The following is a 26,728-nucleotide window of genomic DNA, read 5'->3' on the forward strand; positions in this document are numbered from 1 at the left end:
GATCAGCAAAATTAGAGCCTGGGTATGGGCGACTCTCCACAACCTAATCCCTCCAAGGGCAGCTCGTCCTGGGTCTCTCCAGCACTGGAGGCTTGGCAGCTGCTACGCGATCGCCTCGGCCAGCTCCGGCCTGACCAGCAGCTTAGCCGCTGGTTTAACATCGACGATGACAAAGTAGTCGAAATTTTGGCGGCGGTGCGCGAGCAGCTGCCCACCACCGAAGCCTTGCTGATTGGCAAACCCCAGGCCGGCAAAAGCTCCATCGTGCGGGGCCTAACCGGAGTTTCAGCCGATATTATCGGTCAGGGTTTCAAGCCCCACACCCAAAACACCCAGCGCTACGCCTACCCCTCCGAAGATCTGCCCCTGCTGATCTTTACCGATACCGTAGGGCTAGGGGATGTGACCCAGTCCACCGAGACCATCATTACTGAGTTGGTCAACGATCTCAACAGTGAAACTCGTACAGCCCGCATTTTGGTTTTAACGGTCAAAATCAACGATTTTGCCACCGATACCCTGCGCCAGATCGCCGCCCGCCTGCGTCAGCAGTTTCCCGCCGTGCCCTGCCTGCTGGTGATCACCTCCAGCCATGAGGTCTATCCGCCAGAACAAGACAATCACCCGCCCTACCCACCCGAGCTAGAGGCCGTGCAGCGTCCCTTTCAGGCTGTGCAAGCCAATTTTGAGGGATTGGCCGATCGCACTGTGCTGATTGACTTCACCCTGGACGAAGACGGCTTTGACCAGGTGTTCTATGGCCTTGACGCGATGCGTGACGCCCTGGCCGACCTGCTGCCCGAGGCTGAGGCCCAGGCGCTTTACCAACTGCTGGACGAGCAGGCCGAGGCCACCAACCAGCTGGGTAATCTCTACCGCGACGTTGGACGGCACTACATGTCAGCCTTTGCCGTCATGGCCGCTACCCTAGCGGCGGTGCCCCTGCCCTTTGCCACTATGCCGGTGCTGACGGCGCTTCAGGTTTCCATGGTGGTGCTGTTGGGCAAGCTCTACGGCCAAACCCTGAGCCCTTCCCAGGCCGGAGGGCTAATTAGCGCGATCGCAGGCGGCTTTTTTGCCCAAGCCGTCGGGCGCGAGCTGATCAAATTTGTCCCCGGCTTTGGCAGCGTGATTGCGGCCTCCTGGGCCTTTGCCTACACCTGGGCTCTAGGCGAAGGAGCCTGCGTCTATTTTGGCGACTTGATGGGGGGCAAAAAGCCTGACCCTAAAAAGATTCAGTCTGCTATGAAAGAGGCCTTCACTGCGGCCAAAGATCGCTTCAAGGACAGCGCTTCAGAAACCAGTTCATCTGACCCCAAGGCTTAACTGGGTTTAATCTGCTCAACTGTTCTCACGTCGCTGGCGCAGAGCTGCCAAACCTAGGCCGACCAGCCCGGGCAGCAGCGCCGGGGTCGGTACAGGGGTTGGTTCCACCGCCAAATCGATTTTGAAACCTAGCTGCCCAGGAATTAGGGTGAGGTTGGGCTGATTCTCTGGGGCAAAACCCACTGGAAAAACCACATCGATCCAGTTGCCTGCCATCCGTGTAATCACCGGTTTGTTACCAAAAGCCAAGCTGCCTGCGAGAGGCGTAACCGTAAAGCCAGTCACTCTGTTCTGGCCTGGCAGACCAAAGCTGGGTGCCTTAAATCTATAGATGTCATCCCCAGAAGTGACATTGCTAAATAGAGAATTTAGGGTAAACGAGATCGAGTTATTACCCAGATTAATATCCCAAATGCCACCGAATCGGCTTAATTCAGGGTTAGTGGTATCTGAGCTAACCACAACATCGATAGGTCCCTGCTCAATAGGCACACTTCCTCCATAGGGAATCTTTGTTGATGTCCCAGGGAATACGAGAAAGTTCTCGACAGTGACTTGGCTATTCAGTGAGAACGCTTGAGCAGAGTCTGTCCACGAGATACCTAGAGTCAAAGCGACACCGACCCCAAGGCCAACGCCTATGAGTCTCTCCTTCATCTGCTTCTCCAGAACGGGGGCTTTAAACAACTACGAGAGGCAGATGCACAATCCGGGTGACTCGCGGGCAAACCTGCGGCTTTAGCACGGTTCATCCTCTGCTCACGTTCTAGCAAGAAATACGGAGACGTGACTGAGGCCAAGTCAGAAAGTTTACCGTTTCTTGACAGACCCATCAGTATTTAGCGGCGATCGCCCCAAAGCGAAACCATGGCAGTCAACCGAAGGTGTCAGAAATCGGGCTGGGCAATGGGACACAAAAACTCTCAGGCGTGTCAACCGATACAGTGTATCAACCGAGTTCCATTCAACCTATAGACAGAAAATGTCAGAAGGCCCGTGAGTGCTGCTCCCGCAGGTGTCGGAAAGCCCTAGCGTTGATTTGCCCAGCCAAACTCGGCTGCTGCTCGATTTGCAGCGGGTCAATAAAATTGCTCAGCGGCTGTCAGGATGCCTTGAGGTCGAGACCATTGCCCGATTTATTACCAATGGGTTGGTCGATCAATTTGGCTGTGCATTTGCTCGCATCTGGGTGGTAGAACCGGAGCAAACCGCCCTCCGTTTAGTAGCCTCTTCGGGGTTATATACCCACACCAACGGCTTCTTTGCGCGGGTACCCATGGGGGCCTACAAGGTCGGTAAGATTGCCCAAAACCGAGTCCCCTTTCTCAGCAATCGCCTGGCCGAAGAAGTCTGGGTTAAAGATCGAGACTGGGCGATCGCCAACAATATTCAGGGGTTTGCAGGCTACCCACTGATGACCGGCGATCGCGTCATTGGCGTGCTGGCCACCTTTAGCCGCAGCCCCATGGCCGCAGAGTTTTTAGAGGTGTTGCAGGTGCTCTGCATGACCGCCACCATTGCCCTTGACGCGGCGCTGAGCGTTGAAGCCAAATCCATGAGTCCAACAGTCGGCTCGGCTCAGCGCTCAGCCCTGTCTGACCAACTAGCGACAATTTTGAAGACCACTACGATGGCGTTGGTGGGTACCGAAACGGCGCTACCGGTTTCGATGAGCCACGTCTTTGTGCAGTTAGCTGAGCTACTAGACGAGTTTAACTGCGATTATGCTCGGCTGGTCTACGGGGCAACCGATGTGGTGCTAGAAGCGATCGTGGCGATACCGCCCCCCGATGGTGCTCAAGCTGCTTTTGATGCGGCGGCCCAGTGGCGATCGCGCTGTCACCAACTGCGGTTTATGGCTACCTGCCTGGGGGGCAGCCTGCAAACCCAGCCCGGACCCCAGCAGCAGATGGTGCAAATTACCCTGCAAACACCCTATACCAGCGGGCTGCTCGGGGCCAAGGTCAGTCTTCAGTGTTCCACGGCCCTGGTGCAGGTGGCCCTTACCTGCATGGCCTACAAAGCTCGGCTGACGGTGTGCGACCCCTTTGATCTAGACGCGATCGTGATTACTGACAGCGAACCCATTGCCCAAAGCGCGGCCCGCGCCATTTGGGTGCGGGTTAAAGCCTCGCCCCCACCGTCAGCCCAAGCCGTGATCGACTGGACTATAGACGTTGACCAGCTGCGTCAGATTGTTCAGCGGGTTAGTCAGGGGCAGCCAGCAGAATCAACCTCCAGCGACCCTAGCTGCCCGCGTCCGTCCGAGCGAGAGCGAGAGATCATGGCTCTGCTGGCTCAAGGGCTGCGCGATCGCGACATTGCCAACCGCCTCTACATCAGCGAGAGCACAGTAAAATTCCACATCAACAATAGCCTCACCAAGCTACAGGCTAAAAACCGCTACCAGGCCGTCTATCAAGCCGCTATTCAGGGATGGATTTAACCCCAAACAGTAGCCAAAGCCTACGTTTCAAAGGTTTTGGCGGCTGCGAAATGGGTACAGTAACTCTACACAACCTCTACCAGCGATCCAGATACCTAGCTATAGGAGCACGATCCCCGTGGATGATCTGATTAGCCTTCTCGTTCAAGTTCTCATTGCCATGACCTGCGCCTTTGCAGCCAACATCCTAGTGCCTAGACAAGTGCCCGGCAAGCTATTGGGCCTGGTGCTAATTGGCCTGATCGGTGTGTTTGTCGGGCAGTGGGTCGCCGACTACCTGTTGCAGCAATATAGCTTCAGCCTCCCGTGGCTGACCTGGAGCTTTCAGGGCGTACCGCTGGTGCCGTCCATCATCGGCTCGACCATTGTGCTCTATATAGTCACAGCGTTTTTAAGCTGGGGTCGCTACGGCAATCGGTAGGGCTAGCGATCGCTGTAGCGCTCCTCCGCCCAAGGTTCGCCCCGCTCGTGGTAGCCATTGCGCTCCCAAAAACCCAGGGCGGGGGCAGCCAGAAATTCCACGTCGTTAATCCATTTGGCGCTTTTCCAGGCGTAGAGGTGGGGTACCACTAGGCGCATGGGACCACCATGCTCAGCGGGCAAAGGTTCACCTTCTAAGGTGTGGGCAAAAAAGTTTTCGGGTCGAACAAAATCAGCCAGGGTTAGGTTGGTGGTGTAGCCGCCGTAGCAGTGCAGCATGACATGGGTCACCTCAGGCTCCACCGCCAGTTGCGCCATCAAGTCGGTGACGCGCACGCCTCGCCAGGTCACATCCAGCTTTGACCAGGTAGTCACGCAATGAAAATCAGCAGTGATCTCTACCTGGGGCAGCGACATCATGTCGTCCCAAGTAAAGGTTTTAGCCTGGGCCAGGCCCGTGATGCTCAAGGTCCAGTCGTTCTGAGCAACGTGGGGCGTCTCACCATAGGTGAGTACCGGAAACCCCTTGGCCAAATGCTGTCCGGGGGGGACGCGATCGGCTAGCTCCGCGCCTGGTTTGTGGAAAAACTTGCCGGCCATAGTGCCTCGCCAATTAGGGCACTTCTATTGTTACCCAGATCGGAGTACCTAAGCCGCCCGATCGCGAATCAGGCGCTTCAGCCAGTGGCGCGATCGCACGTCTACGTAAGCGTTACACCTAGAGCACTGGCGAATACCGCGCACCCCAATGCGCAGTAGGTGGCGATTGTTGCAGTGAGGACAGGGGTGTTGCTGAGCCATAACTTATTGAGAGAAGAACTGCACCAAAGTGGGTCTATTCGGTCACTGATTTTGTCTGGGAGGTGCGTTGGTCACAGACTGACCCGGAGCGCCATCGCCCTGTTGTTATTGTGACGGTTTGCCCTTGTCAGTCAGAGTGCCCAGAGACAGAGCCTGAATTGTCTATGGGTCTACTTTGGTAACTGCATTGCCCCAAAAAAACGCTGCACCCTAGCCCTAAGGCCAGAGTGCAGCGACTAATTGACTCACTAACCCGTCTTGGTCTAGTCGATTTGAGAGGACAGAACAGTGGGCAGTTCAGCTACTGTCACCTGAGGAGCCACTAGCACATGGGCGTAGAGCGGCGAAGTTGGGGCAGATGCTATCCGAGTGTGCTGCACGCGGCCCGCTACCTCAACCGTTTTCGCGTCGTAAACCTGGGTGGCCAGCTTGGGATAGAGACCAATCCCAATGATCGGCACCAGCAGACAGGCCGCTACAAAGGCCTCGCGGGGGCGAATATCAATGATGTTGGGTACCTTAGCCACCACCTTACCCGCATCACCGTAGAAAATGCGGCGCAGCATAGAGAGCAGATAAATGGGCGACAGCACCACCCCGACAGCAGCACCGACAATGATCACGGTCTTAAAGGTCGTGCTGTAGACATCGCTGGTAGCCATACCGAGGAACACCGCGATCTCGCTGACAAACCCGCTCATGCCGGGCAGGGCCAGAGACGCCATTGAGGCAGCAGTAAAGAACGCGAAGCTCGTGGGCATCTTGCGGGCTATACCACCCATCTCATCCATGTCGAGGGTGTGGGTGCGCTCGTAGGTCACCCCAGACAAAAAGAACATCACCGCTGCAATCAGCCCGTGGGAAATCATTTGCAGCATAGCGCCGCTCATCCCTAGGGTAGTGAAAGCCGAGCAGCCAATCAGCACAAAGCCCATGTGGGCTACCGATGAATAGGCCATGCGGCGCTTGAGGTTATCTTGGCCGAAGGCAGTCATTGAGGCATAAATTACGTTGACTACGCCGAGGATAGCCAGCACGGGGGCAAAGTAGAGATGCGCCTCGGGCAGCATCTCAATATTCATGCGAATCAGACCATAGCCAGCCATCTTTAGCAGCACCCCAGCCAGGATCATCGACACGGCGGCGGGGGCTTCGCTGTGGGCATCGGGCAGCCAGGTGTGCAGCGGGAAAATCGGCAACTTAACTGCGAAGGCAACCAAAAAGGCCGCGTAGACTAGGAGCTGGAAGGTCAGGCTGTAGTCCTTTTGGGCCAGCTCCGTCAGGTTAAAGGTAACAGTATCGCCATAGAACGCCATGGCTAGGGCTGCCACTAAAATGAAGACAGAACCGATGGCCGTGTAGAGAATAAATTTAGTTGCGGCGTAGAGGCGTTTTTTGCCGCCCCAGATGGAAATCAGCAGGTAAACCGGCACCAGCTCTAATTCCCACATTAAGAAGAACATAACCAAATCCTGGGCCAAAAAGACCCCAACCTGGGCGCTGTACATCACCAGCAGCAGGCTGAAGTAGAGGCGAGGACGGTGGGTGATATTCCACGAAGCCAAAATAGCCAGAGTCGTCACCAGGCCACTCAGCACTACCAGGGGCATAGCTAGGCCATCGGCACCCAGTGACCAAGTGATGCCCACCTGGGGTACCCAGTTGTAGCGTTCTACTAGCTGTAGACCAGGCTGGTTGAGATTGTAAAAGTTAATAAACGTGTAGAGAATTAGCGAAAACTCGATGAAGCCAATGCCCAGGGCGTACCAGCGCAGAGTTTGCCCGTTGCGATTGGGCAGCACCGGTATCGGCAAAATCGCCAGTAACGGCAACAAAACTAGGGTCGTTAGCCACGGAAACTGCTCGGTTAGCATGACAATTCGCGTGAGTAGTACTACAGAAACAGCCAGCGCATTCAGATTCCGGTTTTAGTGTCTGATTCGAGGCGGACACACCCCCTTGGCGTAGCCATCTAGATAAGACGAGCTACAAATGCTGTTCGCGGCGGCCTACCCTAGGCGAGGAGGTCGGAGGACTTCAGCGAGCGAGCCGTGACCTAACAGGCACGACGAAGTAACAAACCGGACTGCGAGATCGATAGAGAAATATACCTATCTCTGCGCCCGTCCTTAGTATAGGAAACTTAATAAACATTTGATAATTAATTTCCGACCAAAGTCGCAAAACATTTATATCTAAGGGCTTGTAGTGAAGACTGCACAAGCATTTCAGGCACTTTACGTGCATGGATTAATTAGAGTGATTGCTCACATTTATATATGTCAATACCTAAAACGTTACATTTGCCTGTTTGGGGCAGGTTTCAGGAATTGCCACAGCCTGATGGTTAGGAGCCTGCGCACCAAGAAGTCTTAATTTTTGGGCTGTCCGTCGGGATGTCGCCCAGCACTAAGCCATCTGCCGGAAAGTGTAGGGTTTAGAGCGGCTAAGCAGGGCTGACTTTTGCTCCAGTGGTTTCTAGGCTCAGCACATGGGTCGTGGTTGACTGCCCGGCATTGGCCCAGGCAGAGGCCATGGCGTCGCCCACTGCGGCGCTTTGAGCAACAGGCGTGAGGGCTAGCAGCGTGGGGCCAGCCCCACTGATGACTAGACCGTAGGCTCCGGCCTCAACAGCGGCGGCAGAGACAGCCTCATAGCCGGGAATCAGAGATTGTCGATAGGGCTGGTGAATGCGATCGCCCAAGGCCACCCTCAGCCAGTCACCCCGACCACTCTCTAGCCCTCGCAGCAGGAGTCCCAGGTGAGCAGTATTGAAAATGGCGTCGGCCCGGCTGTAGCTGGTGGGTAAGACTTGGCGTGCGGCAGCGGTTGAGAGCTCAAAGTCGGGCACAATCACCACCGGCACAATGTCGGAGTGCCAGGGAATGGGGCATAGGGTAGCGGCACCGTCAGCATTGCCGACTGCTAGTTGGCACCCCCCCACTAAAGCGGGTACGACGTTGTCAGGGTGACCCTCCAGGGCGATCGCCATTTCCACTACGGCCGACTGATCGAGGGGCCGTTCGCACAGTGCATTGGCTCCCAGCAACCCGCCCACAATTGCGGTAGACGAGCTGCCCAGCCCGCGCGCCAGAGGAACAGCCAGCTCAATGGCAATCTCTACCGCTGGTACCGCCAGCCCCTGCTCCTGATAAAAGTGGGCAAAAGCTTTGTAGACCAGATTAGACCCGTCCGTCACCACCCGGTCGGCCTCTGACCCGCTCACCGCGATCGCAACTGTTCCCGCTGCCTCATCGAGAGCCGTAAAGCGAAAGCGGTTGTAAAGACTCAGCGCTGCCCCCAGACAGTCGAAGCCGGGGCCAATGTTGGCGGTGGTGGCAGGCACAGTAACAGAGATAGGCGTTGACACCACAAAAGCCTCCGGCAGGCGCGGAACATTTAGGCCAAGGATACTATCACTTTTTGGGAAGCCTCTGTCAGACTGAAAGTAAGGCCGGGGGGTGAACAGGTCGTGAGTATGGGGAATCCAAGATTTTTGTTATGAACGCAAACTCAGGAATTAAACGTGGCGTAGTGGCTTTAGGACTTGGCATGGGGATTTTAACGGCGATCGCCCCTGCCCAGGCAAAACCCGCCGCCATGGATGCAGTTGTTGAGCCCGTTGCCCAAGGCACTGAACAGCAGCTAGTTCTACCCTTTAGCGATGTATCGCCCGACCACTGGGCCTACGAGGCTCTGTTAAATCTAGCTGGGGTCTACGGCTGCGTGAGTGGCTACCCCGACGGCACCTTCCGGGGCGAAGACACCGTCACCCGCCACGAGTTCGCCGCCGGTATGGACTCCTGCCTAAGTGTGCTAACCAATCTGGCGCAGCAACAGCAGCAGACCCGCGACCAAGAGGTGCGATCGCTGATCGATGCCATGGAGCAATCGCTCAGCGACCTGCGCGAAATTGAGTCCGATCTACCCGCAGCTCCCTAGGGGGCTAAAAATCTTCGCGGGCGGCGATCGCCGCCGCCACCCGATCAACCACCTCAGCCACGGGCAGAGCGCCTAACTCTCCCTGGGCGCGGGTGCGAATACTGAGGGCGTTGGCCTCCAGCTCCTTCGCGCCGACTACGGCCATGATCGGCACCTTGGCCTTTTCGGCGTTGCGCACCATCTTACCGAGGCGATCGCCGCTGGCATCGACCTCTACCCGTACCCCTTTGGCCAAGAGCTGGTCAGCTAGAGACTGAGCAAAACCCAGCTGTTCCTCGGTGACAGGCAGCAGGCGCATCTGCACCGGAGCCAGCCACAGCGGAAAGTCACCCGCATATTCCTCAATCAAAATGCCAATCAGTCGCTCTAGAGAACCAAAAGGAGCGCGGTGAATCATCACCGGGCGCTGGCGCGAGCCATCTTCGGCTACATACTCCAAATCAAATCGCTCGGGTAGGTTGTAATCAACCTGCACCGTGCCCAGCTGCCACTCCCGCTCTAGGGCATCTCGGAAGATAAAGTCGAGCTTAGGACCATAGAAAGCCGCCTCTCCCGGAGCCTCAAAATAGTCCATCCCAAGGGTCTGCACAGCTCGGCGAATCGCGTTTTGAGAGGTTTCCCACACATCGTCGCCACCAATATATTTGGTCGACTCGGGGTCGCGGAAGCTGAGTCGCGCCTTAAAGTTCTTTAACTTTAGGCTACCGAACACGGTCAAAATCAGATCCACCACCTTGAGGAACTCGTCATCGAGCTGCTCAGGACGCACAAACAGGTGCGAATCATCTACTGTAAAGCCCCGCACGCGAGTGAGCCCCCCCAGTTCTCCAGACTGCTCATAGCGATACACCGTGCCAAACTCCGCCAGACGCAGGGGCAACTCTCGGTACGACCTGAGCTCACTCTTATAGATCTGAATATGGAAGGGGCAGTTCATCGGCTTCATCACAAAGCCCTCCTCCGCCAGGCGAGCCGCATCGTCGTCCGCCATCAGCGGAAACATGTCCTCCCGGTAGTTCTGCCAGTGCCCCGACGTTTTGAATAGGTCTACCCGGGCAATGTGGGGGGTCACCACACCCAGATATCCCCGTTTAGTTTGCTCCTCTTTAAGGAAGGTTTCTAGTGTAGAGCGCAGCACTGTGCCCTTAGGTGTCCATAGAGGCAGACCCGGCCCAACATCATCGGCAAAAATAAACAGCCCCAGCTCTTTACCCAGTTTGCGGTGGTCGCGGCGCTTGGCTTCCTCGCGGCGGCGCTTGTACTCCTGAAGCTGCTCAGGGTTTTCCCAAGCGGTGCCGTAGATGCGCTGGAGCTGAGCCCGGTTTTCATCGCCGCGCCAGTAGGCTCCGGCCACACTCTCTAGCTCAAAGGCCTTAGGATTCAGGTCAGCGGTGCTAGCCACGTGAGGCCCCGCGCAGAGATCCCACCACTGGTCGCCCAGATGATAAAGCGTGATCGGGTCTTTTAAATCTTGTAGGATTTCGAGCTTGTAGGGTTCGCCCAGGGCCTCAATGCGGCGCTGGGCTTCTTCGCGGGTGACAGTTTCCTGAGTTACCGGCAACCCTTTATTGATGATTTTAATCATCTCCTTTTTAATCGCCTTCAGGTCTTGGTCAGTGAAGGGCTCAGGGCTGTCAAAGTCGTAGTAAAAGCCGTAGTCGATCGAGGGGCCAATGGTCACCTGCGTCTTGGGAAACAACGTCTGTACCGCCATGGCCATAACGTGGGAAAAGGTGTGGCGAATGCGCTGAAGCGCCTCTGACTCGCTGGTGCGGGGCAGAAGCATGGGTACAGTAGACTCGGGTGCAGACAAATCAGTTTGAGCCATTGGTCAACGCTGAAGGCAAAAAAGAATGTAGCCTCTAGTTTAGCGACTATTGGGTAAACCCAAAGCGATGGTCCATGAGGTACGGTTATCTCACCCCAAGGGGAGACTATCTAGCTTCGCAATCCATCTGCTTGGGGTTTATGATGGGATGCAAGGGCACCACTCTGGGGCATGGGCAAGGCCCATAGCCACTTGAGAGAAATTAAGCTGAGACAGAATTGCGTTCTTGCAGTCTTGTGTTATGCTGTGTTCCTGAATCTCGGGTTAATGTCTGCGCAAGTTTCAAGGGTGTGCAGAATTTCCCCAGTTCAACGTTCTGAAGAGCTTTTTAAATCGAAAATATGACTGAAGCAATTGCCGACTTAGTTGTCGCTCACCCAATGGTGAAATTTCAGCGCCAAGTTGAGTCTTTAGTGAAAAAGTCCAAAGTTGTTCGCCCCAGCGATCCAATTTGGAAAATTGCCTTCTTGTTTGGGGATGACTGGGCCCATTGGAAGCAAGAACTGGAAGAATTCGACTTTTCTACCCAAGATCCCATTGAAGATTTGCTGTCAGTGCAATCCTGGGAAGAGGACTAGTGAAATAGCCAGTTGATGACGAGTTGGTTAACTCGCCATCGACAGCATATCGGGCTGTAGCTTAACCCGCACAAGAATGGTCGTGATGTTGTCATGACCATTTTTTTCGTTGGCCAAATCAATAAGCTGAGCTGCGCCACTGTCTAAATTGGCTCTTGATCGCAATAGACTAGCAATATGGGTATCGGCATGGCGCTCCAGTAAGTCATTGTCGCTGAGACCGTCGGAGCACAGGATCAGTAGAGTGTCTTCTGTCAGCTCGTGGTAGGCAATGCCGGGGACGAGGTCTTCTTTTCCCCTAGGGCCTAAGGCCTGGGTTAGTTGGTAGGCATCAGGGCGAGCATAGGCTAGAGCCGGCTCTACGCCTCGATTAATTTCGCGTTGACCGACCTCATGGTCGAGAGTGAGCTGTCGTAGTCCCAGGCGCTTATTGTAGCTGTATAGGCGGCTGTCACCCACATGAACAACGGCGATGTCGAGATTGTGCAGCAGCACCATGACAAGGGTAGTGCCCATGCGCCCCACTCCAGATGTGGCGTTGGTTTGATTAATGTCGAAGATAGTTTGGTTGGCGGTGAGCACAGCCTGCGCCAGGGTGCTTTGGTCGGGCAGGCGATCGCTGCTCCAGTGCTGAGTTAAATAATCGCGTAGCGTGCGCACTGCCAACTGACTCGCCACTTCGCCTGAGGCGTGTCCACCCATGCCATCGCAGAGAATGTAAAGTCCTTTGGACCGCAGAATGCTGCCCTGGGGTCCGCTGACCTTTTGTAGCTGTGTTTGGGTAAAGAACCAGTCTTCGTTATGGTGGCGCTGCTGACCAATATGGCTTTGCCCAGCATCGTCGAGGTGAGCCAGCTTCATGGGTAAGACCATGGTTGGTGTTTCTATGAGCCCACTGCCATCGTCGTCATCGGGCAGTTCTTGGGTATCGAAAACCGCATCGACATCGAGGTCGAAACCGGCGGTTGGTAGCTCAATATCGGGTTCTAAATTGGAAGCTGTAATCGCTTCGTCAGGCTCTGGCCTGGAGGTAGAGAAGACCTCAACTGGCGGCGAATAGGCTTGGGCCGCTTCACCCAGGGTGGTTTGCACCCGATCGAGGTCATTTGTCAGTCCCTCGGCTAGATCGCTGATTAAAGCCTGTACCTTAGGTGGCAGACAACATGAACCGCTGTCGAGCATAGACTGCCACATTTGGCCAAGCGCTGCTAGGGGCAAGGCCGGCCGGTTGGGCATCTGATCGACCTGCGTCAAGCAGAGCAGGTTGTTTTCGTTGAGGGCAAGCCGCTGGGGGGTCAGGAGAGTAGCCTGTCCGTGCCAAGGGGCTAAGGCCTCCCACAACAGCGTGGTCTCAAACAACCATTGGAGGCGCTGAAGCGGGTCATCTATGGCTGCCCAGCCGGCCGCTAAAGACAGCCAAATGCTACGGTCTTCGATGAGTAATAGGGTTCGGTGGGGCGTTTGCCAAGCGTGGTGCAGCTCGGGAACGGAGGGGAAATAGTCGGTCTGGAGGGCTAAGTAGGGGTAGGCCTCGGGGGGAACTGTGACAGCTAGGGGATGTTCTGCGGGATTGAGTGTGGGTGTTTCGAGCCAGTCTACTTGGAGGTCTTGCAGGGGTGAACCGGCTTCGGGCTGGCAGTCGATGACAACTAGAGGGGTAGCGCCAAACGAGGTCTGACTGTCTGAGGGAGTCATAAGTCGATAGCGGCGATCGCCATCGAGATAGCCATCTGGATCGAGATCGCTAGGGGCGATCGCCGCTGCCCCCGCCTGGGGAATATCAATCACTCGCCACCGCTGGAGTGGCTGACCACACCGTTTGCAGGACCGCTGTGAATTGGTATTGTCAAACTCACAAAAGGGGCAGGTTAGCATCCTAGCGACGATCCAAAGTTAGGCTAGCCAGCCAGCGAGTAGGACATACCCATCGCTAGACATTTAAACTGTGCGCGGTCTTGGGGGAATCAGCAGACCCTCAGCAACCGATCAACGCACCCTCGGAGTAAAACGGCCTTACCATTGCACCTTAAGTATCGCACGGGTCACCTCCAGGTCGCCCATCGCAAGCTCATGGTAACTTAACGCCCCTATCCTGATCTGTCTGACCCAGCGATTCTTGCCTCGGCCTCAGCTACGTTGCCCGAGGTTGATATTCGCTAGATACTAGATTTTTAGCAGCCCTCGCTGTTCGGCAGGGGTGGCATGTCGGCACTGGCCAGGCTGTAGATCGCCTAGGTGGAGGTGGGCGATCGCCTGGCGCACCAGCCTCAGGGTGGGGTGACCCACGGCGGCGGTCATGCGGCGCACCTGACGGTTTTTGCCCTCCTGTAGGGTCATTTCTAGCCAGGCGGTGGGGATGCTTTGGCGATAGCGAATGGGCGGATCTCGTTCAGGCAGAAGAGGTTCGGTCGTGAGCAATTCGACCTGACAGGGCTGGGTGCGGTAGCCCTTGATAGTGACCCCCTGCCCTAACTGAGCAAGGGCGGCTGAAGTCGGTACCTGCTCGACCTGTACCCAGTAAGTGCGAGGGTGGCCAAAGCGGGGCTCACTGAGCCGATGCTGGACTCGACCGTGGTCAGTCAGCAGCATCAGCCCTTCGCTGTCGCGATCGAGCCGGCCAACAGGGTAGACATCGGCAACAGGAATGAAGTCTTTGAGTGTGAGGCGGCAAGCCGAGTCAGAGGCGGGCAGGGTGCTCCCCAGACTGAACTGACTGAGTACGTTATAGGGCTTATAAAACAGAATGTACTGATACCCCATCGTGCTGCTTATATATATGTAATGGGCTGCAACATTTCATTGCAACTCTTGTGGAAATGTTGAGAAACTACAGCGGCCTAGGCGAGGCCGATATGCTGAACTCTAATAGGACTGATTCTGGCAGGACAACCCCATGGATACCGGCAATAAGTATCGCTTCGCTTGCACGCTTACCTTTGGAGATATTTACGGGCAAGTCATCGCCTGGCTGGTGATTTTGTTCGTTAGCTTGGCAGCTTCCCTAGCGCTGATGGGAGCGCGGCAGCCAATTTTTGCGTTAGCGACCGTAGGGCTAATTTTGGTGTTGTCACTCCCGTTTTTGCTATTTGCCTTTGTGACCACGCTGCTTAACCACATTGAGTTTGAGCCCGTAGATGCCAGTGCAGCCGCCTCAAGCCGTCCCGATCGCGGGGTTGCCTCTTCCACACCGGCTAGGGCGATGAGCTAGGGCGTTGACTCGGTGGGTGCAGGTGCAGCGGGGGCAGGCTCGACAGTGCTGCCGCTAGCCTCCGGTGCTGTCTGCCCCTGGGTCGCCATCTGACCAATTTGGTCTTTAAACTGTGCTGGAGCTAGGGTTGTGGCCTGGGTAAAGAGAGCCTGGGCCGTTTCGGTGTCGCCCTGCTCTTGCAACACTAGCGCCTTAGCCAAGACCGGACGAAAGTCTTCGGGGGCAGCGGCAATGGTTTCGTCATAGAGGGCGATCGCTTGGTCTGGGCTGTTGTTCTCGACGTGCACCTGGGCCAACAGCAGTTTCACCGATGTCGCGTCGAAACTGGCTGCACCGCCTTCTGATTGCATCTGGTCGGCGGTTTTAAGCGTGTCTTGCAGTAGCCCGATCGCGGCCTGGGGTCGCTCTTGCTGCACTAAGAGCACCGTTAGCCCTTGTAGGGCATTCATGTTGCCGGGCTCCTGGTCGAGCACCTGGCGGTAGATCTGGGCCGCGCCCTCGAGATCGCCCATCTGCTGCTTGGTTTGAGCTAGGAGCACCGCATAGTCGGGCACGTTGGGGTTGAGGTCAACCAGCTTTTCGAGGGGAGCAACTACCCCGTTGATGTCGCCGAGCTGAATGCGGGCATCAACTAGCCCCTGGAGAGCGGTTTGATTGTCGGGCTCACGCTCTAGCACCAGTTCATAGCCTTTTGCCTGGGCCTCCAGCTCGGTTTGCATAGCCACGGGGTCAGCAGCAGGATTGGCATCAGGGGTGCTGCTGGCTCTACGGCCGCTGTTGCTGCCCAAAATTGGCAGCAGCGACAGCGACAAAAAGGCCGCTAATGCCAGGGTCAAGACAGTGCCAACGAGCCAACGGTTGCGGTTTGCGGTCACGGGTGTACCTCATCAAGACAGCGGCGCGATCGCAGCCGAAGCGCGATCGCAAACAATTAGTTAAGTCAATGATCTTAGCGTTTTAGCCTAGGGCTGAATCTGCGCCCTAGCCCGACCAAGGCCATAGACAGGGCTACAGTAGCAAAGAAGTTGTCAAAAAGCTCAGAAACAATACGGATTGCTAACCGTCACCGATGGAAACTTAAGAGAGCTACTCAGTCAAGGACACAGCAGCGGCAGTGCAGGCTGCCTTAGGGCTAGAGAACCATCGTAAAGGTGGCTTTTTGACTCGTTTGTAAAGCCTTGTGCGAATTGCGTTAACCGCTTAAATATTTGCCCTAGCAATGCACATTAAAGGGTGAATGTTACGCTAGGCTTACAGGCTAAGTCATGCGCAGAGTTGCTGTTGCGCCGGGTGGCTAGTTTTTGTTGAGAGGGAGATCGGTGGGTGTTATGGGTTCTGCAGAGCAAGACGCTTCTAATAAGAGCGACATTAACGCTAAGGATAGTCACGACCAGGGGACGACACCCGCTGCGGATCGGCCATCGCTAATGTCCCCTCCCCAGCGCCCGGTGCGTCCAGTGCGCCCCGCCGCTGCCCCCGAGACTGTGGTAGCCGTCAAGCCGCTGGCAAAGGCAGCTGACACCGCCGTAGTGATACCCAAAGCGACGGTAACAGAAAAGGTGCCAGAGCCCCCTGCTCCTGAACCTGACCCCGCCGCCTATCGCTATCAACCCATTGCGCCCCCCAGCGAACCGATGCAGTACCGGGCGATTGGCTTGGTGCGGGGCACCTACGAACCGAGCGAAGCCGACCAGCTCAACCGGGGCAACCTGACCACTGAGGATGGCCATGTCATCGACTCGGTGCTGCTCGGGCGCATCACCAGCCTGGTGAAGAAACATATCGATTTAACCGTTTCCCACCTCTGGGTCGTCTATCCTCGCACCCGGCGCGAGCTAGACAACGACGATCAAGACCTGCACCTGCAAATTGTCGGAGTTTGGGAACCAGAAACCCTCGGTCTTCCTGGAGAATCGCCTTCTAGTGAGGACGGTGATGAAACCGACGCCGACGCCTCTGAAAAACCCGACCTAGCTAACCTACCGCCGGTTGACGACAACTTCTTCTCGATTCGCGGCGAGGTCATCAAGTACACACCCGAAGACAAGTGCATTGCCGTCAAGATTTTGCAGGGTGCTAAGCGCACTCCTGGCACGTCTAAACCGTTTAAGCTGCTGCTCCACGGCACCATCGAAGGCCGCACCGTAGGCTACTTCTGGGACTTCAAAGTCAAGCGCGAAGCCAAAGTATTAGTGCTGAGTGAAGCCTCGCCCGTAGGAATTGTGCCACCTAAAAAGCGGGCCAAGGGCAGCGGTGGATCTGGCCCCCGCCGCGGTAAGCCAGGCATGCGCAGCGGGCCAGGGGGAAGCCGTCCGCCCATGCCCAGTCGCCGTCCTACCGGCGTTAAGAGCAGCGATGCCGGCACGGATACTCGTTCCGAGTCGGTTCCCGAACGCATTGCGAGTCGCCCCAAAAAGCGAGACGACAATATTGAAAGCAGCGCTGAATAGACCTGATTAGCTGCTCACATCCTGCGGCAAAAAGGCACGATCCTGGGGCAGAGAGGCGACTGGGGATGTTAGTTCAAACTGCCCCGACTCAATCCAGCTTTTCAGCTCGTTGGCGACTTGGCGAGCCATGTAGATGCTGGCTAGCGGTGCTGTGCGCACCGGCTGACCTTCGATCGTAATGCTGCCCGACTTGAGTTGGGCATAGCTGACCAAGCCAAAGGTGGGCCGCACCCGTCGAGGAATTGAAAAATCCATCACCGGGGCGACAATGTCAGCGTCCTGGATGGCGCAGTGGGCCGCTACCTGTTCGTTGAGAATGGGGATCGGCACCCCGACCCCGAGCATCAGCGAAGGGCCGTAGCCTTTGAAATAGCAGCCCCGCACCCAATAGGACTGCATCTGTTTGGCGTCGCCGATCAGGGCCATGGTGGCGGCGGGACCGATGGGGGTACGGTTGGGCAACCGCCGCTGCAGCGGAAAGTGCTGGGTGCCCTCCCAAGCCAAATAACCGATGCCGCCACCAAAAAAGATGCGGGTGCCAATGCCAATGGCCTCCAAGTCAGGGTCATTCAGCAAGGGCGATAGCGCGCCTGAGTTAGCGTACACCGCATTGCCAAGGCGGGGCTGAAGGGGACCCAGGTAGGTAGAGAGGGTGCGATCGCCCCCGTTCACCCCCACAATAAAATTTTGGTAGAGCCCCCTGGGGCTAAACAGGTAGAACTGGTTGATGCTGTCGCGGGTAATGGTGGTTTCGAGGGCGGTGCGGGGGTAGCAGTCGGTGCCGTGGCCCGTGGCCTGAAGCGGTACGCTGCGCCCGGCGATTAGATCGGCAATTACATGGCCGCCGCCGTGCTCTCGTACGGTTTCGGTATCGCCCAGATCTGCCCCTCGCCCGGCCACGGCTGGCTGGCTGGCCCCCAGGCAGACATCTACGGCCCCGAAGCCAGCGTAGGCGGGCACCCCATCTAGGTAGCACTCCAACAGCTTGATGGGCGGGTCAGTGTGGCCCAGGTTGAGCATGGCACCTGACGATTCCATCGGCTCAAAGGTGCCAGCGATCACGACATCTACCGCTTTAGCGGCGGCGGCAATGCCCTGCTCCTTGGCCTGCACCTTAAAGGCTTCAGCGGTTTGCACGACCACCTGCCCGGCGCGAATTTTAGCGTTGATGCTGTCGATGGTGCGCATGGGCAAGCCTAGAAATGGGGGCTGCGCCGCAGCCAGAAAAGGCCACCCATCAGCGCTGAGGGAGTCAATAGCAGCGCTATGACTAGGCCTAGGGTGGGCTCGTTTTGAGCCACCTGAGACCCGGTTAGCGCCATAGGCAACCCGTACTTAATCAGGGCGCTCAGTGCTGCCGAGAGCACAACCACTTTAGCCACGAAGCTGACATCAGAACGATTCATGGGTTTAGGCGGGCGATCGCCGCACGTTGAGACAGCACCACTCCTGTCGCCGCCAGAGGGTAGCTACGACCCAGCCATGCTGCTCCAAGGTGTCGGCCACCAGTTTAGACTGATCGAGCAAAATGCCGCTGAGAATGCCCCAGCCATCGGGGGTAACAATGGTGTGCATCTGGGGGATAAGATCCATAATCACCTCCGCCAAAATATTGCAGACAATGCCGTCCACGGGGGCATCAATGACTTGGGCAATGGTGTCCAAACTGCCGTGCAGCAGCGGTAGCTGCTCCTCCGTCAATCTGTTCAGGGCGCGGTTGCCCATAGCTGAGTGCACCGCTAAATCGTCGGTATCAGCAGCATAGGCTCGCCGGGCTCCCAACAGCAGCGCCCCAATGGAGAGGATGCCAGACCCACAGCCGATATCGGCAATGGTGACATCGGTTTTTTCGTAGATCAGCCGCATTTCAAGCGACTCCAGGCAGAGCTGGGTGGTAGGGTGGTTGCCGGTGCCAAAGGCCACGCCGGGGTCAATGCGCAGCACCAACCGTTGGTTGTCGTCCGGAGGCTCTAGCCAGGCCGGAGTGATCAAGAAGCGATCGCCAATTGGTTCTGGCTTCCAGTGCTCCTTCCAGCTCTTAGACCAGTCTTCTTCGTCAATTAGCTGCCAGCTGATGCGGGGCAGCACCAGATCGTTGCAGAGAGCGTCCTGTTTAATCAACAGGGCCAGGGCCGATAGATCAAGCAATTCAAGCCGATGCTGAGGAAAATAGGCCTGCACTACGCAGGACGAGCCCCGCTGCTGGGTTGAGGTGCCCTGGCTGCCAAAGCTGTCAAATCGCCAGAAAACCGTGTCTTCCAGGGACGGATCGCATAGTACCTTTACTTCCCACCAGGTGTTAACCACGGCCATTCAGGGGCTGCCTCGCAACTATCAACACTGAGCTAATGCTTTGCGCTTCTAACTGTGACTCTGTAGGGTGGGCACTGCCTACCACCCACTTTCTGCAAAGACCAAGCGCTGTTGTCCCTTGCCCACCCTACAGAGTTCTCAATGCCTACAGGTTCACCGTATAGGCATCGCGAATGCCCGGCACCTTGAGAATCTCCTCCAAAATGCCCTCTGGCAGAGGGTCATCTAGGCTGAGGGCCATGACCGCGTCGCCGCGAACAATTTTGCGGCCCACCTGCATACTGGCGATGTTGACGTTAAAGCTACCCAAAAGCGAGCCAATTTTGCCGATAATGCCCGGCATATCGCGGTGCAGGGTAAACAGCATGTGCTGAGTCGGCGGCACGTTAATGGGGAACTCGTCGATGTCGGTGACGCGAATTTCGCTGCCCCCCAGCAGCACACCAGTAACGGAGTGCTCGCCCAGGCTACCCTTGGCTGACAGGTTCAGCGAGCCGGTGTAGTCGCGAATGTCGGCATCGCGAGTTTCAATCACGTGAATGCCGCGCTCCTTCGCTTCGATGGAGGCGTTGACGTAGTTGACCCGCTCCTGCAGCGCATGGGACAGCAACCCCTTGAGCGCCGCCACCATAATCGGCTGGGTATCGCCCCCGGCAATGTCGCCCTGGAGGCGTACCGTCAGTTCTTGAACCCGGCCCCCAGCCAGTTGCCCCACCAGGTTGCCCAAGGTTTCAGCCAGTTGCAGGTAGGGGCGCAGCTTTTGCATCACCTCGGGACGCAGGCCGGGAATATTCACCGCCGATCGCGCCGGTAGCCCTAGCAGCACGTCGCGAATTTGCTCGGCCACGTCGATGGCCACATTCACCTGGGCCTCTTCGGTGGAAGCTCCCAGGTGGGGGGTGAGAATTACTGCCTTGTCTAGCTCCCGCAGCTCCGAATCGCCCAGAGGTTCAGATTCATAGACATCCAGCGCGGCACCGCCGATGGTGCCTTCGCGCAGGGCCTTAGCCAGGGCGGCTTCGTCGATGATGCCACCCCGGGCACAGTTGATGATGCGCACCGTTGGCTTCATAGTAGCCAGGGCTTTCTCATTCACTAGGTGGGTGGTCTCAGGGGTCTTAGGTAGGTGCAGGGTAATGTAGTCGGCTTCACGGAACAGCAGGTCAAGCTCCACCAGGCGGCAGCCGAGTTGCTCGGCGCGCTCCGCAGAAATAAACGGGTCGTAGGCCAGCAGCTTCATGCCCATGGCCCGCGCTACGGTGGCCACGTGGGAGCCAATTTTGCCTAGGCCCACCACCCCGAGGGTTTTCTTATAGATTTCAACCCCGGTAAAGTCTTTGCGCTTCCATTCGCCAGATTTCACGGAGCGATCGGCGCTGGGAATGTAGCGCGACATCGACATCATCATGGCCAGGGCGTGTTCGGCAGCTGCAATGGTGTTGCCCTCGGGGGAGTTGACCACCACAATGCCCCGTCGGGTGGCCTCGGGTACATCGACGTTATCGACCCCAACCCCCGCCCGACCAATGATTTTTAGGTTCTGACCCGCATCGATGACGGCCTTAGTTACCTTGGTGCCAGAGCGAATCATCAGCGCGTCGTAGTCGCCGATGGCAGCTACCAGTTCCTCAGGGGAAAGGCTGGTGTTGACATCCACCTGAGCAACTTGGGAAAGAATATCGAGGCCCGCCTGGTCAACGGGGTCGGAAACTAGAACCTTGGGCATGGGTCGGCCATAAAAATGTCACAGGGATCTACTTTACTGCAAAGGCGGAGCGGGGCATTAGTGTGGGGGTTACTTTTGGCGGGGGTGGATGGCGGTGATGAGGAAGATGAGGGTGATAGGGAAGATGGAGCGTGATGGGAGGGTGAAAAAGCGCCTGGCAGGGTGGGCAATGCCCACCAGCCCTAAATTCAGCGCGTTCAGCGTAGAGCGTGGCCAAGCAATGCACCATTCAAAGGCAGCTGTATCCGCGATTTATAAGCAGCATTAAAGACGAAATCTGCGGCAAAGGCACTAGCTCTCCAGCAAGTCTTCGATCGCACGAAAGCAGTCAGAGAGCACGACGTTAGAGAAGAGAAACCCTTCGGGATCGCTGAGGCGCAGGCGCTGGAGAGTGGCCCAGGTGTCGCCTTCTATCATGATCCAGCCTTGAGCGACGTGGGGATTGAGGGCTTCATTGAGGGCAGCCCAGGTAGTGGGGTCGCAGAGCGATCGCACCTCATCCCCGCTGATCCCCTCCTTTAATCGCAAGCCCAACATCAGTCGATCCAGCAGTTGCTCCAAGGTTGGTGTCGGAGGTTCGCTGTGGATTCCTCCAGCCGCCTGAAACCCGGTTACCCACTCGCTATAGGTTGCCAAGGTGCGGGGGCGGCTAACGCGCTGGAGCTGGGTGTAGCTGGTCGCCCCGAGGCCAAAGCCGTAGTAGGGCTGATTGCGCCAGTAGGTCAAATTATGCTGACATTGGTGCCCCGGCTGGGCGTAGTTAGAGACTTCGTAGTGATCGTAGCCCTGGGCAGTGAGAAACGCTTGGGCAAGCCGATACATTGCCGCCGTTTGCTCATCCGTGGGCAGAGGCTTGTCGCCCGGCTGGTAGCGCTTGGCGAACACCGTCTGAGGTTCCACCGTGAGGTCATAGATCGACAGGTGATGGGGGTGAAGGGCTACCGCTTTAGACAAACCAGTTTCCCAGTCGGTTAGGGTCTGGTGCGGCAGTCCCGAAATTAAATCTAGGCTCCAGTTGGGCATGGCGACCTGATGCAGCCAATCGACGGCGCGGTAGACATCGGCAACGCGGTGGTAGCGGCCACAGCTCTCTAGCATTGCGTCATCCAGCGTTTGGACGCCGAGACTGATGCGGGTGATGCCTGCGGCTAGGTAGCCCTGGAGATGCTCCAAATCAAAGGTGCCGGGGTCCATTTCCATGGAGATCTCGGCGGTAGGGGCAATGCCGAAATGCTGGTCAATCTGGGCGAGGATTTGTTCGAGTTGGGGAACGGAGAGTAGGGAAGGGGTGCCGCCGCCGAAGAATACGGTCTGTAGGGGGTGCTCGTTGAGCTTTGGCGTCGCTGCAATCTCTTCGCACAGCCGGTCTACATAGCTCTCGACTGTGCCAGAGGTCTCGCCCCGCTGCTGGTTGCCCAGCACTGAGATGGGGAAGTCGCAGTAGAAGCAGCGACGCCGGCAAAAGGGAATGTGAACGTAGGCAGAAGCCGGGTTGGCAATCATGAGGATGGCTATCCCTGGGAAACGTTGAGCAAGGGATGCCGCTTAAATCACGCTAACACTATCCCCCACCTTGAGCATGTGGCCGCCCTGGTGGACGATGTTGGTGTTGACCGCCAGCTTATAGAAGTGATTGAACCGCGACGGGTGGGCCCAGTCAGGCAGGGTGGCGGCCCGCTGTTGGGAGAACTTTTTTTGAAAATGGTCGATGGCGATTCCGGTTAGGGTGTCGCGGGTGGGGACGATGCAGCGCTGGCAGGGGTTGATGCCCTCTAACACCACGTTACCGATCGCAAAGCGCACTGGGCTGCCGTCGGCACTAAACAGCTGATCTTCCCAAAAGGAAGGTACACCGTCGATCTCCAAGTTGGTGCGGAAGCGGCGGCGGGTTTCCTCTAGCGAGAGGCAATACCAATCGGCAACGGTTTGGAGGGTAGCAGTGCTGATCACTGTTGGCCCGGCAGCGTCGGTGTCGTCGGGAAATCCGCTGTCGGAGTTGACTTGAAGCGTGACGAGTTGTTGAAAATAGTCGCTGAGCCAGGCTTCGAGTTCTGAACGCTGCTGCTGAAGGTGAAAAGTGGCGGTGGGGGGATGGCCGTCAACGGCTAGGGTAATGAACTGGCCATCCTTGGAGAAGGTTGATCGCAGGTGGTGGATGGCGGCGGTACGCTTGCCGTTGACGAAGCGGTTTTGGGCGTCGAAGAGGGCGTAGGTGCGATCGCTCTCCAGCGCCCCACTGGCCAAAACCGTAGCTTGGGAAACCGAAACCCCATCCAGTGACTTGACCGGAAAAATATCAATGCGGGCAAGATGGCAGGTCATAGCTGAAGGTTGGTAGGCGGTTGAACCGGGCAATGCGGCCTACAAAAAAACCGAAACTTTGGGCTGGCATAAATACGCGGTTGCCACCCAAAATTCCGGTTTGACGATTGCTCTAAAAGAGTTTTTTTAGAACCCTTGGCGAGAAACAAATTTTTCGATATCGGCCTGGGTTTGGTGCAGCAGGTGGTGGCGGCTGTCGCCAGTATTGCTGAGAGAGGGCACCAGGTTGCGGGCCTGGAGCGTCATGTGGAGCTGAAGATGGGCGACGTATTCGGAAAAGTCTTCGCGGGTTTCGGCCAGGGCTGGAGCAAACTTTTCTGACAGGGCCACGGGAACAACCTCTCTTCTATTAAACATCGATATATGCAACGATATCGAAACTAACATAGGCTCTGTACCCCTCACAGGCTGTGCAACGAAGCTTAACGGTGCGTAACATCTGACACAATCCATGCCCGGTTCATCCCCCTCCGCTGATAGCCAACCGCCCATTCCCGAGCGGTTGGCTAAGCACACGGTGCGCTACGCTGACCACCACTCGGTGAATTGGGATGACCTGACGCCGATGATGCGCCACTACGTGGAGATGAAGGAGCAGTATCCCCACGCCCTGGTGCTATATCGGGTAGGCGACTTCTTTGAAACGTTCTTTCAAGATGCGATCGCGATCGCCCGTGAGCTAGAGCTGGTGCTCACCAGCAAAGAGGCGGGCAAGCAGATTGGCCGGGTGCCGCTGGCGGGCATTCCCCACCACGCGCTCGATCGCTACTGCACGCTGCTGGTGGAACGGGGCTATGCGATCGCCATCTGCGACCAGGTCGAAGACCCCGCCGTGGCTCAGGGATTGGTCAAACGCGAAGTCACCCGCGTCATCACCCCCGGCACCGTGATCGAAGAGGGCATGCTAAGTGCCGGCCAAAACAACTTTTTGGCCTCGGTGGTGGTGGCCGGCCACCACTGGGGGCTGGCCCACGCCGATGTCTCCACTGGAGAATTTTTAACAACCCAAGGGGAAGACCTCGACCAGCTCTGTCAGGAGCTGCTCAGGCTCCAGCCCGCCGAGGTGCTGTTTCCGGTGGATGCGCCCAACCTGGGGGCGATGCTCAGGCCGGGGGATCAGTCTGACCAACTGCCAGGCTGCCTGCCGCGTCAGTTTTGCTACACTCTGCGGCCCCAAGGCCCCTATAGCCAGAGCGAGGCGCGGCAGCGATTGTTGCAACGGTTTCGGCTCAGGTCGCTGGAAGGGCTGGGCTGCGACCATCTGCCCTTGGCGGTGCGGGCAGCGGGCGGCCTGCTGCACTACGTCGAAGAGACCCAAAAAACCGTGCAGGCCCCGCTCCAGCCCCTCTGCACCTATACCCTGTCCGCCTACCTGGTGATCGATCACCAGACCCGCCGCAATTTAGAAATTACTCAGACGGCGCGCGACGGCACCTACAACGGTTCTCTCCTGTGGGCGCTCGATCGCACTGTGACGGCCATGGGCGGACGCACCCTGCGGCGCTGGCTGCTGCAACCACTGCTGGATGTGAAAGGCATTCAACAGCGGCAGTCCACCATTATGGAACTGTTGCAGGACGGCAACCTGCGGCAGATGCTCCAGCACAAGCTGAAGCAGATCTATGACTTGGAACGGCTAGCGGGTCGGGCTGGATCTGGCACCGCCAATGCGCGGGATCTCGTTGCCCTAGCGGATTCGTTTTTGCGACTTCCCGATTTAGCAGCTTTAGCAGAAAAAGCCAAATCGCCCTACCTGCAAGCCTTGCAGTATGTGCCGCCGGAGCTAGAGCAGCTGGGGCAGACGCTGCGATCGCACCTGGTCGAACAGCCGCCCCTCTACCTCACCGAAGGCCACCTAATTCGCGATGGCGTCAACGCCCAGCTCGACAACCTGCGCCAGCAGGCCGTTGATGACCAAAAATGGATCGCAGAGCTGGAACCCGCCGAACGCAAACGCACCGGCATCTCTACGCTCAAAGTCGGCTTCAACAAAGCCTTTGGCTACTACATCAGCGTTTCCCGCGCCCGCGCCGACCAGACCCCCGACGACTACATCCGCAAGCAGACCCTCACCAACGAAGAGCGCTACATCACCCCCGAACTCAAGGAGCGCGAGACGCGGGTGTTTAATATCGAGTCAGAAATCAACGCGCTGGAATACGAGATCTTCAACCGGTTGCGCGAGCAGGTGGGCGAGCAGGTCGAACTGATTCGCAAAGTAGCCTCAGCAGTAGCAGCGGCAGATGTGCTGTGCGGCTTGGCGGAAGTTGCTATCTTCCAAGGTTACTGCTGCCCCGATATGGATGAATCAAGGGCGATCGCGGTCACCGAGGGCCGCCACCCGGTTGTCGAGCAACTGCTCCCGGCTGGGTTCTTTGTGCCCAACTCTAACTACATGGGGGCGATCCCGAGCGATCGCGAGGCCAATCACCCCCAAGACCTAATCATTCTCACCGGTCCCAATGCCAGCGGCAAGAGCTGCTACCTGCGCCAGGTGGGGTTGATTCAGCTGATGGCGCAGATGGGTAGCTTTGTGCCCGCCAAGGGGGCGCGGCTGGGGGTGTGCGATCGCATTTTCACCCGCGTCGGTGCCGTTGACGACCTCGCTAGCGGCCAATCCACCTTCATGGTTGAGATGAATGAGACTGCGAATATTTTGAACCACGCCACGCCCAGATCCCTGGTGCTGCTGGATGAAATTGGCCGGGGCACCGCCACCTTCGACGGCCTCTCCATCGCCTGGGCCGTAGCTGAGCACCTGGCGGTTGAGATCCAGTCTCGCACCATTTTCGCCACCCATTATCACGAGCTGAACGAGCTGGCGGCGTTGATTCCCAACGTGGCCAACTACCAGGTCACAGTCAAGGAAATGCCCGACCAAATTATCTTCCTCCACCAGGTGCAGCCCGGCGGAGCCGACAAATCTTACGGCATTGAGGCAGGGCGGCTGGCGGGGTTACCCACCTCGGTTATTCAGCGGGCTCGCGACGTGATGCGCGAGATCGAGCGCAACAGCACGATTGCCGTGGGCTTACGGGGAGAGGTGCCCAAACCGAGTAAGCCTCGCCGCGCGCGCGATTTGACAGAAACTTACGACCCTTCAGAACAGCTTGATCTGTTTGGAAAACTTTAACTCCGGCCTAGGCTACCAGACCGTAAATTTCTTTGGATTGAACATAGGGCATTGCGGTCTTGGCGCTGAAATGCTTAATCCGAATAGTCTTTCTCACCAAGCGCGCGCGGTGTTTGGGATGATATAGTTGCAGCCACAAGTGTTAGGACATAGACTAGGAGCGTAGCGTTTCTGCGTTTCCCTACTGATGCCCAAGCCCTATAGCCTTGACTTACGGCAAAAAGTGATTGATGCT

The 26,728-nt window shown here is 57.1% G+C and carries 24 protein-coding genes; 8 read left to right on the forward strand and 16 right to left on the reverse strand.

Features of this window, described 5'->3' with window-relative positions; genetic code table 11:
* Positions 1-24: 24 nt before the first annotated feature.
* Complete coding sequence (locus H6F57_RS15090; protein ID WP_190624594.1) at positions 25-1,326, forward strand: GTPase; 1,302 nt, start codon at positions 25-27, stop codon at positions 1,324-1,326.
* A gap of 15 nt (positions 1,327-1,341) precedes the next feature.
* On the opposite strand, the gene H6F57_RS15095 is transcribed toward H6F57_RS15090, so the two are convergent.
* Positions 1,342-1,983, reverse strand: coding sequence for a PTPA-CTERM sorting domain-containing protein (locus tag H6F57_RS15095; protein WP_190795017.1), 642 nt, complete (start codon positions 1,981-1,983; stop codon positions 1,342-1,344).
* Positions 1,984-2,326: 343 nt separating this feature from the next.
* On the opposite strand from H6F57_RS15095, the gene H6F57_RS28045 reads away from it, so the two are divergent.
* Positions 2,327-3,772, forward strand: a complete 1,446-nt coding sequence (locus tag H6F57_RS28045) for a LuxR C-terminal-related transcriptional regulator (RefSeq protein WP_199289444.1) — start codon at positions 2,327-2,329, stop codon at positions 3,770-3,772.
* Positions 3,773-3,932: 160 nt separating this feature from the next.
* Complete coding sequence (locus tag H6F57_RS15105; protein ID WP_199289443.1) at positions 3,933-4,193, forward strand: hypothetical protein; 261 nt, start codon at positions 3,933-3,935, stop codon at positions 4,191-4,193.
* 2 nt (positions 4,194-4,195) lie between these two features.
* Here the strand turns inward: H6F57_RS15105 and H6F57_RS15110 are convergent, their stop codons facing one another.
* The 4 genes from H6F57_RS15110 to thrB all read right to left on the reverse strand — a co-directional run bounded on the left by H6F57_RS15110 (position 4,196) and on the right by thrB (position 8,366).
* A complete protein-coding gene (locus tag H6F57_RS15110; RefSeq protein ID WP_190624591.1) occupies positions 4,196-4,792 on the reverse strand; it encodes a sulfite oxidase-like oxidoreductase in 597 nt (198 codons plus the stop codon).
* A gap of 48 nt (positions 4,793-4,840) precedes the next feature.
* Entirely contained in the window at positions 4,841-4,993 is a 153-nt protein-coding gene (locus H6F57_RS15115; protein WP_190624590.1) for a hypothetical protein, read from the reverse strand.
* 263 nt (positions 4,994-5,256) lie between these two features.
* Complete coding sequence (locus H6F57_RS15120) at positions 5,257-6,867, reverse strand: NAD(P)H-quinone oxidoreductase subunit 4 (RefSeq protein WP_190624589.1); 1,611 nt, start codon at positions 6,865-6,867, stop codon at positions 5,257-5,259.
* Positions 6,868-7,439: 572 nt separating this feature from the next.
* A complete protein-coding gene (gene thrB / locus H6F57_RS15125) occupies positions 7,440-8,366 on the reverse strand; it encodes a homoserine kinase (protein ID WP_190624588.1) in 927 nt (308 codons plus the stop codon).
* A 128-nt stretch (positions 8,367-8,494) separates the two neighbouring features.
* On the opposite strand from thrB, the gene H6F57_RS15130 reads away from it, so the two are divergent.
* Positions 8,495-8,935, forward strand: coding sequence for an S-layer homology domain-containing protein (locus tag H6F57_RS15130; RefSeq protein WP_190624587.1), 441 nt, complete (start codon positions 8,495-8,497; stop codon positions 8,933-8,935).
* A 4-nt stretch (positions 8,936-8,939) separates the two neighbouring features.
* Here the strand turns inward: H6F57_RS15130 and thrS are convergent, their stop codons facing one another.
* Positions 8,940-10,763, reverse strand: a complete 1,824-nt coding sequence (gene thrS, locus H6F57_RS15135; protein WP_190624586.1) for a threonine--tRNA ligase — start codon at positions 10,761-10,763, stop codon at positions 8,940-8,942.
* Positions 10,764-11,104: 341 nt separating this feature from the next.
* Between thrS and H6F57_RS15140 the strand changes: the two genes are divergently transcribed.
* On the forward strand, positions 11,105-11,341 hold the full coding sequence (locus H6F57_RS15140) for a DUF4327 family protein (protein ID WP_073607135.1): 237 nt from the start codon (positions 11,105-11,107) through the stop codon (positions 11,339-11,341).
* Between the two features lie 27 nt (positions 11,342-11,368).
* Here H6F57_RS15140 and H6F57_RS15145 read toward each other — a convergent pair whose 3' ends face one another.
* Both H6F57_RS15145 and H6F57_RS15150 read right to left on the reverse strand, forming a co-directional pair.
* Complete coding sequence (locus tag H6F57_RS15145; protein ID WP_190624585.1) at positions 11,369-13,129, reverse strand: serine/threonine phosphatase; 1,761 nt, start codon at positions 13,127-13,129, stop codon at positions 11,369-11,371.
* Between the two features lie 375 nt (positions 13,130-13,504).
* A complete protein-coding gene (locus tag H6F57_RS15150; RefSeq protein WP_190624584.1) occupies positions 13,505-14,101 on the reverse strand; it encodes a pseudouridine synthase in 597 nt (198 codons plus the stop codon).
* A gap of 133 nt (positions 14,102-14,234) precedes the next feature.
* Here H6F57_RS15150 and H6F57_RS15155 point away from each other — a divergent pair, with 133 nt between their 5' ends.
* On the forward strand, positions 14,235-14,549 hold the full coding sequence (locus tag H6F57_RS15155; RefSeq protein WP_073607132.1) for a hypothetical protein: 315 nt from the start codon (positions 14,235-14,237) through the stop codon (positions 14,547-14,549).
* On the opposite strand, the gene H6F57_RS15160 is transcribed toward H6F57_RS15155, so the two are convergent.
* Positions 14,546-15,424, reverse strand: a complete 879-nt coding sequence (locus H6F57_RS15160) for a tetratricopeptide repeat protein (protein WP_190624583.1) — start codon at positions 15,422-15,424, stop codon at positions 14,546-14,548. The two genes, H6F57_RS15155 and H6F57_RS15160, sit on opposite strands and share 4 nt — an antisense overlap.
* 552 nt (positions 15,425-15,976) lie before the next feature.
* On the opposite strand from H6F57_RS15160, the gene H6F57_RS15165 reads away from it, so the two are divergent.
* Positions 15,977-16,999 carry a hypothetical protein gene (locus H6F57_RS15165; protein WP_190624582.1) on the forward strand — a complete coding sequence of 341 codons (1,023 nt, stop codon included), beginning with the start codon at positions 15,977-15,979 and terminating at the stop codon, positions 16,997-16,999.
* 6 nt (positions 17,000-17,005) lie between these two features.
* Here H6F57_RS15165 and H6F57_RS15170 read toward each other — a convergent pair whose 3' ends face one another.
* The 7 genes from H6F57_RS15170 to H6F57_RS15200 form a co-directional block, all read right to left on the reverse strand.
* The gene (locus H6F57_RS15170) at positions 17,006-18,187 is read right to left on the reverse strand and encodes a homocysteine biosynthesis protein (RefSeq protein ID WP_190624581.1); all 1,182 of its coding nucleotides are present in this window, start codon (positions 18,185-18,187) and stop codon (positions 17,006-17,008) included.
* Between the two features lie 8 nt (positions 18,188-18,195).
* Positions 18,196-18,405 (reverse strand): hypothetical protein, encoded by a 210-nt coding sequence (locus tag H6F57_RS15175; RefSeq protein WP_190624580.1) that lies wholly within the window; start codon positions 18,403-18,405, stop codon positions 18,196-18,198.
* A 4-nt stretch (positions 18,406-18,409) separates the two neighbouring features.
* The gene (prmA, locus tag H6F57_RS15180; RefSeq protein ID WP_190624634.1) at positions 18,410-19,306 is read right to left on the reverse strand and encodes a 50S ribosomal protein L11 methyltransferase; all 897 of its coding nucleotides are present in this window, start codon (positions 19,304-19,306) and stop codon (positions 18,410-18,412) included.
* A 151-nt stretch (positions 19,307-19,457) separates the two neighbouring features.
* Entirely contained in the window at positions 19,458-21,038 is a 1,581-nt protein-coding gene (gene serA / locus H6F57_RS15185; RefSeq protein WP_190624579.1) for a phosphoglycerate dehydrogenase, read from the reverse strand.
* Between the two features lie 291 nt (positions 21,039-21,329).
* Positions 21,330-22,541: a radical SAM family heme chaperone HemW gene (gene hemW / locus H6F57_RS15190; RefSeq protein ID WP_190624578.1), complete on the reverse strand. Its 1,212-nt coding sequence runs from the start codon at positions 22,539-22,541 to the stop codon at positions 21,330-21,332.
* A 42-nt stretch (positions 22,542-22,583) separates the two neighbouring features.
* The gene (locus tag H6F57_RS15195) at positions 22,584-23,360 is read right to left on the reverse strand and encodes an MOSC N-terminal beta barrel domain-containing protein (RefSeq protein ID WP_190624577.1); all 777 of its coding nucleotides are present in this window, start codon (positions 23,358-23,360) and stop codon (positions 22,584-22,586) included.
* Between the two features lie 126 nt (positions 23,361-23,486).
* The gene (locus tag H6F57_RS15200) at positions 23,487-23,717 is read right to left on the reverse strand and encodes a hypothetical protein (protein WP_347279971.1); all 231 of its coding nucleotides are present in this window, start codon (positions 23,715-23,717) and stop codon (positions 23,487-23,489) included.
* Between the two features lie 94 nt (positions 23,718-23,811).
* Between H6F57_RS15200 and mutS the strand changes: the two genes are divergently transcribed.
* A complete protein-coding gene (gene mutS, locus H6F57_RS15205) occupies positions 23,812-26,493 on the forward strand; it encodes a DNA mismatch repair protein MutS (RefSeq protein WP_190624575.1) in 2,682 nt (893 codons plus the stop codon).
* The last annotated feature ends 235 nt before the right edge of the window (positions 26,494-26,728 follow it).

Origin of the sequence: Leptolyngbya sp. FACHB-60 (genome assembly GCF_014695775.1) — a bacterium.
In the GTDB taxonomy this organism is placed as follows: domain Bacteria; phylum Cyanobacteriota; class Cyanobacteriia; order Phormidesmidales; family Phormidesmidaceae; genus Nodosilinea.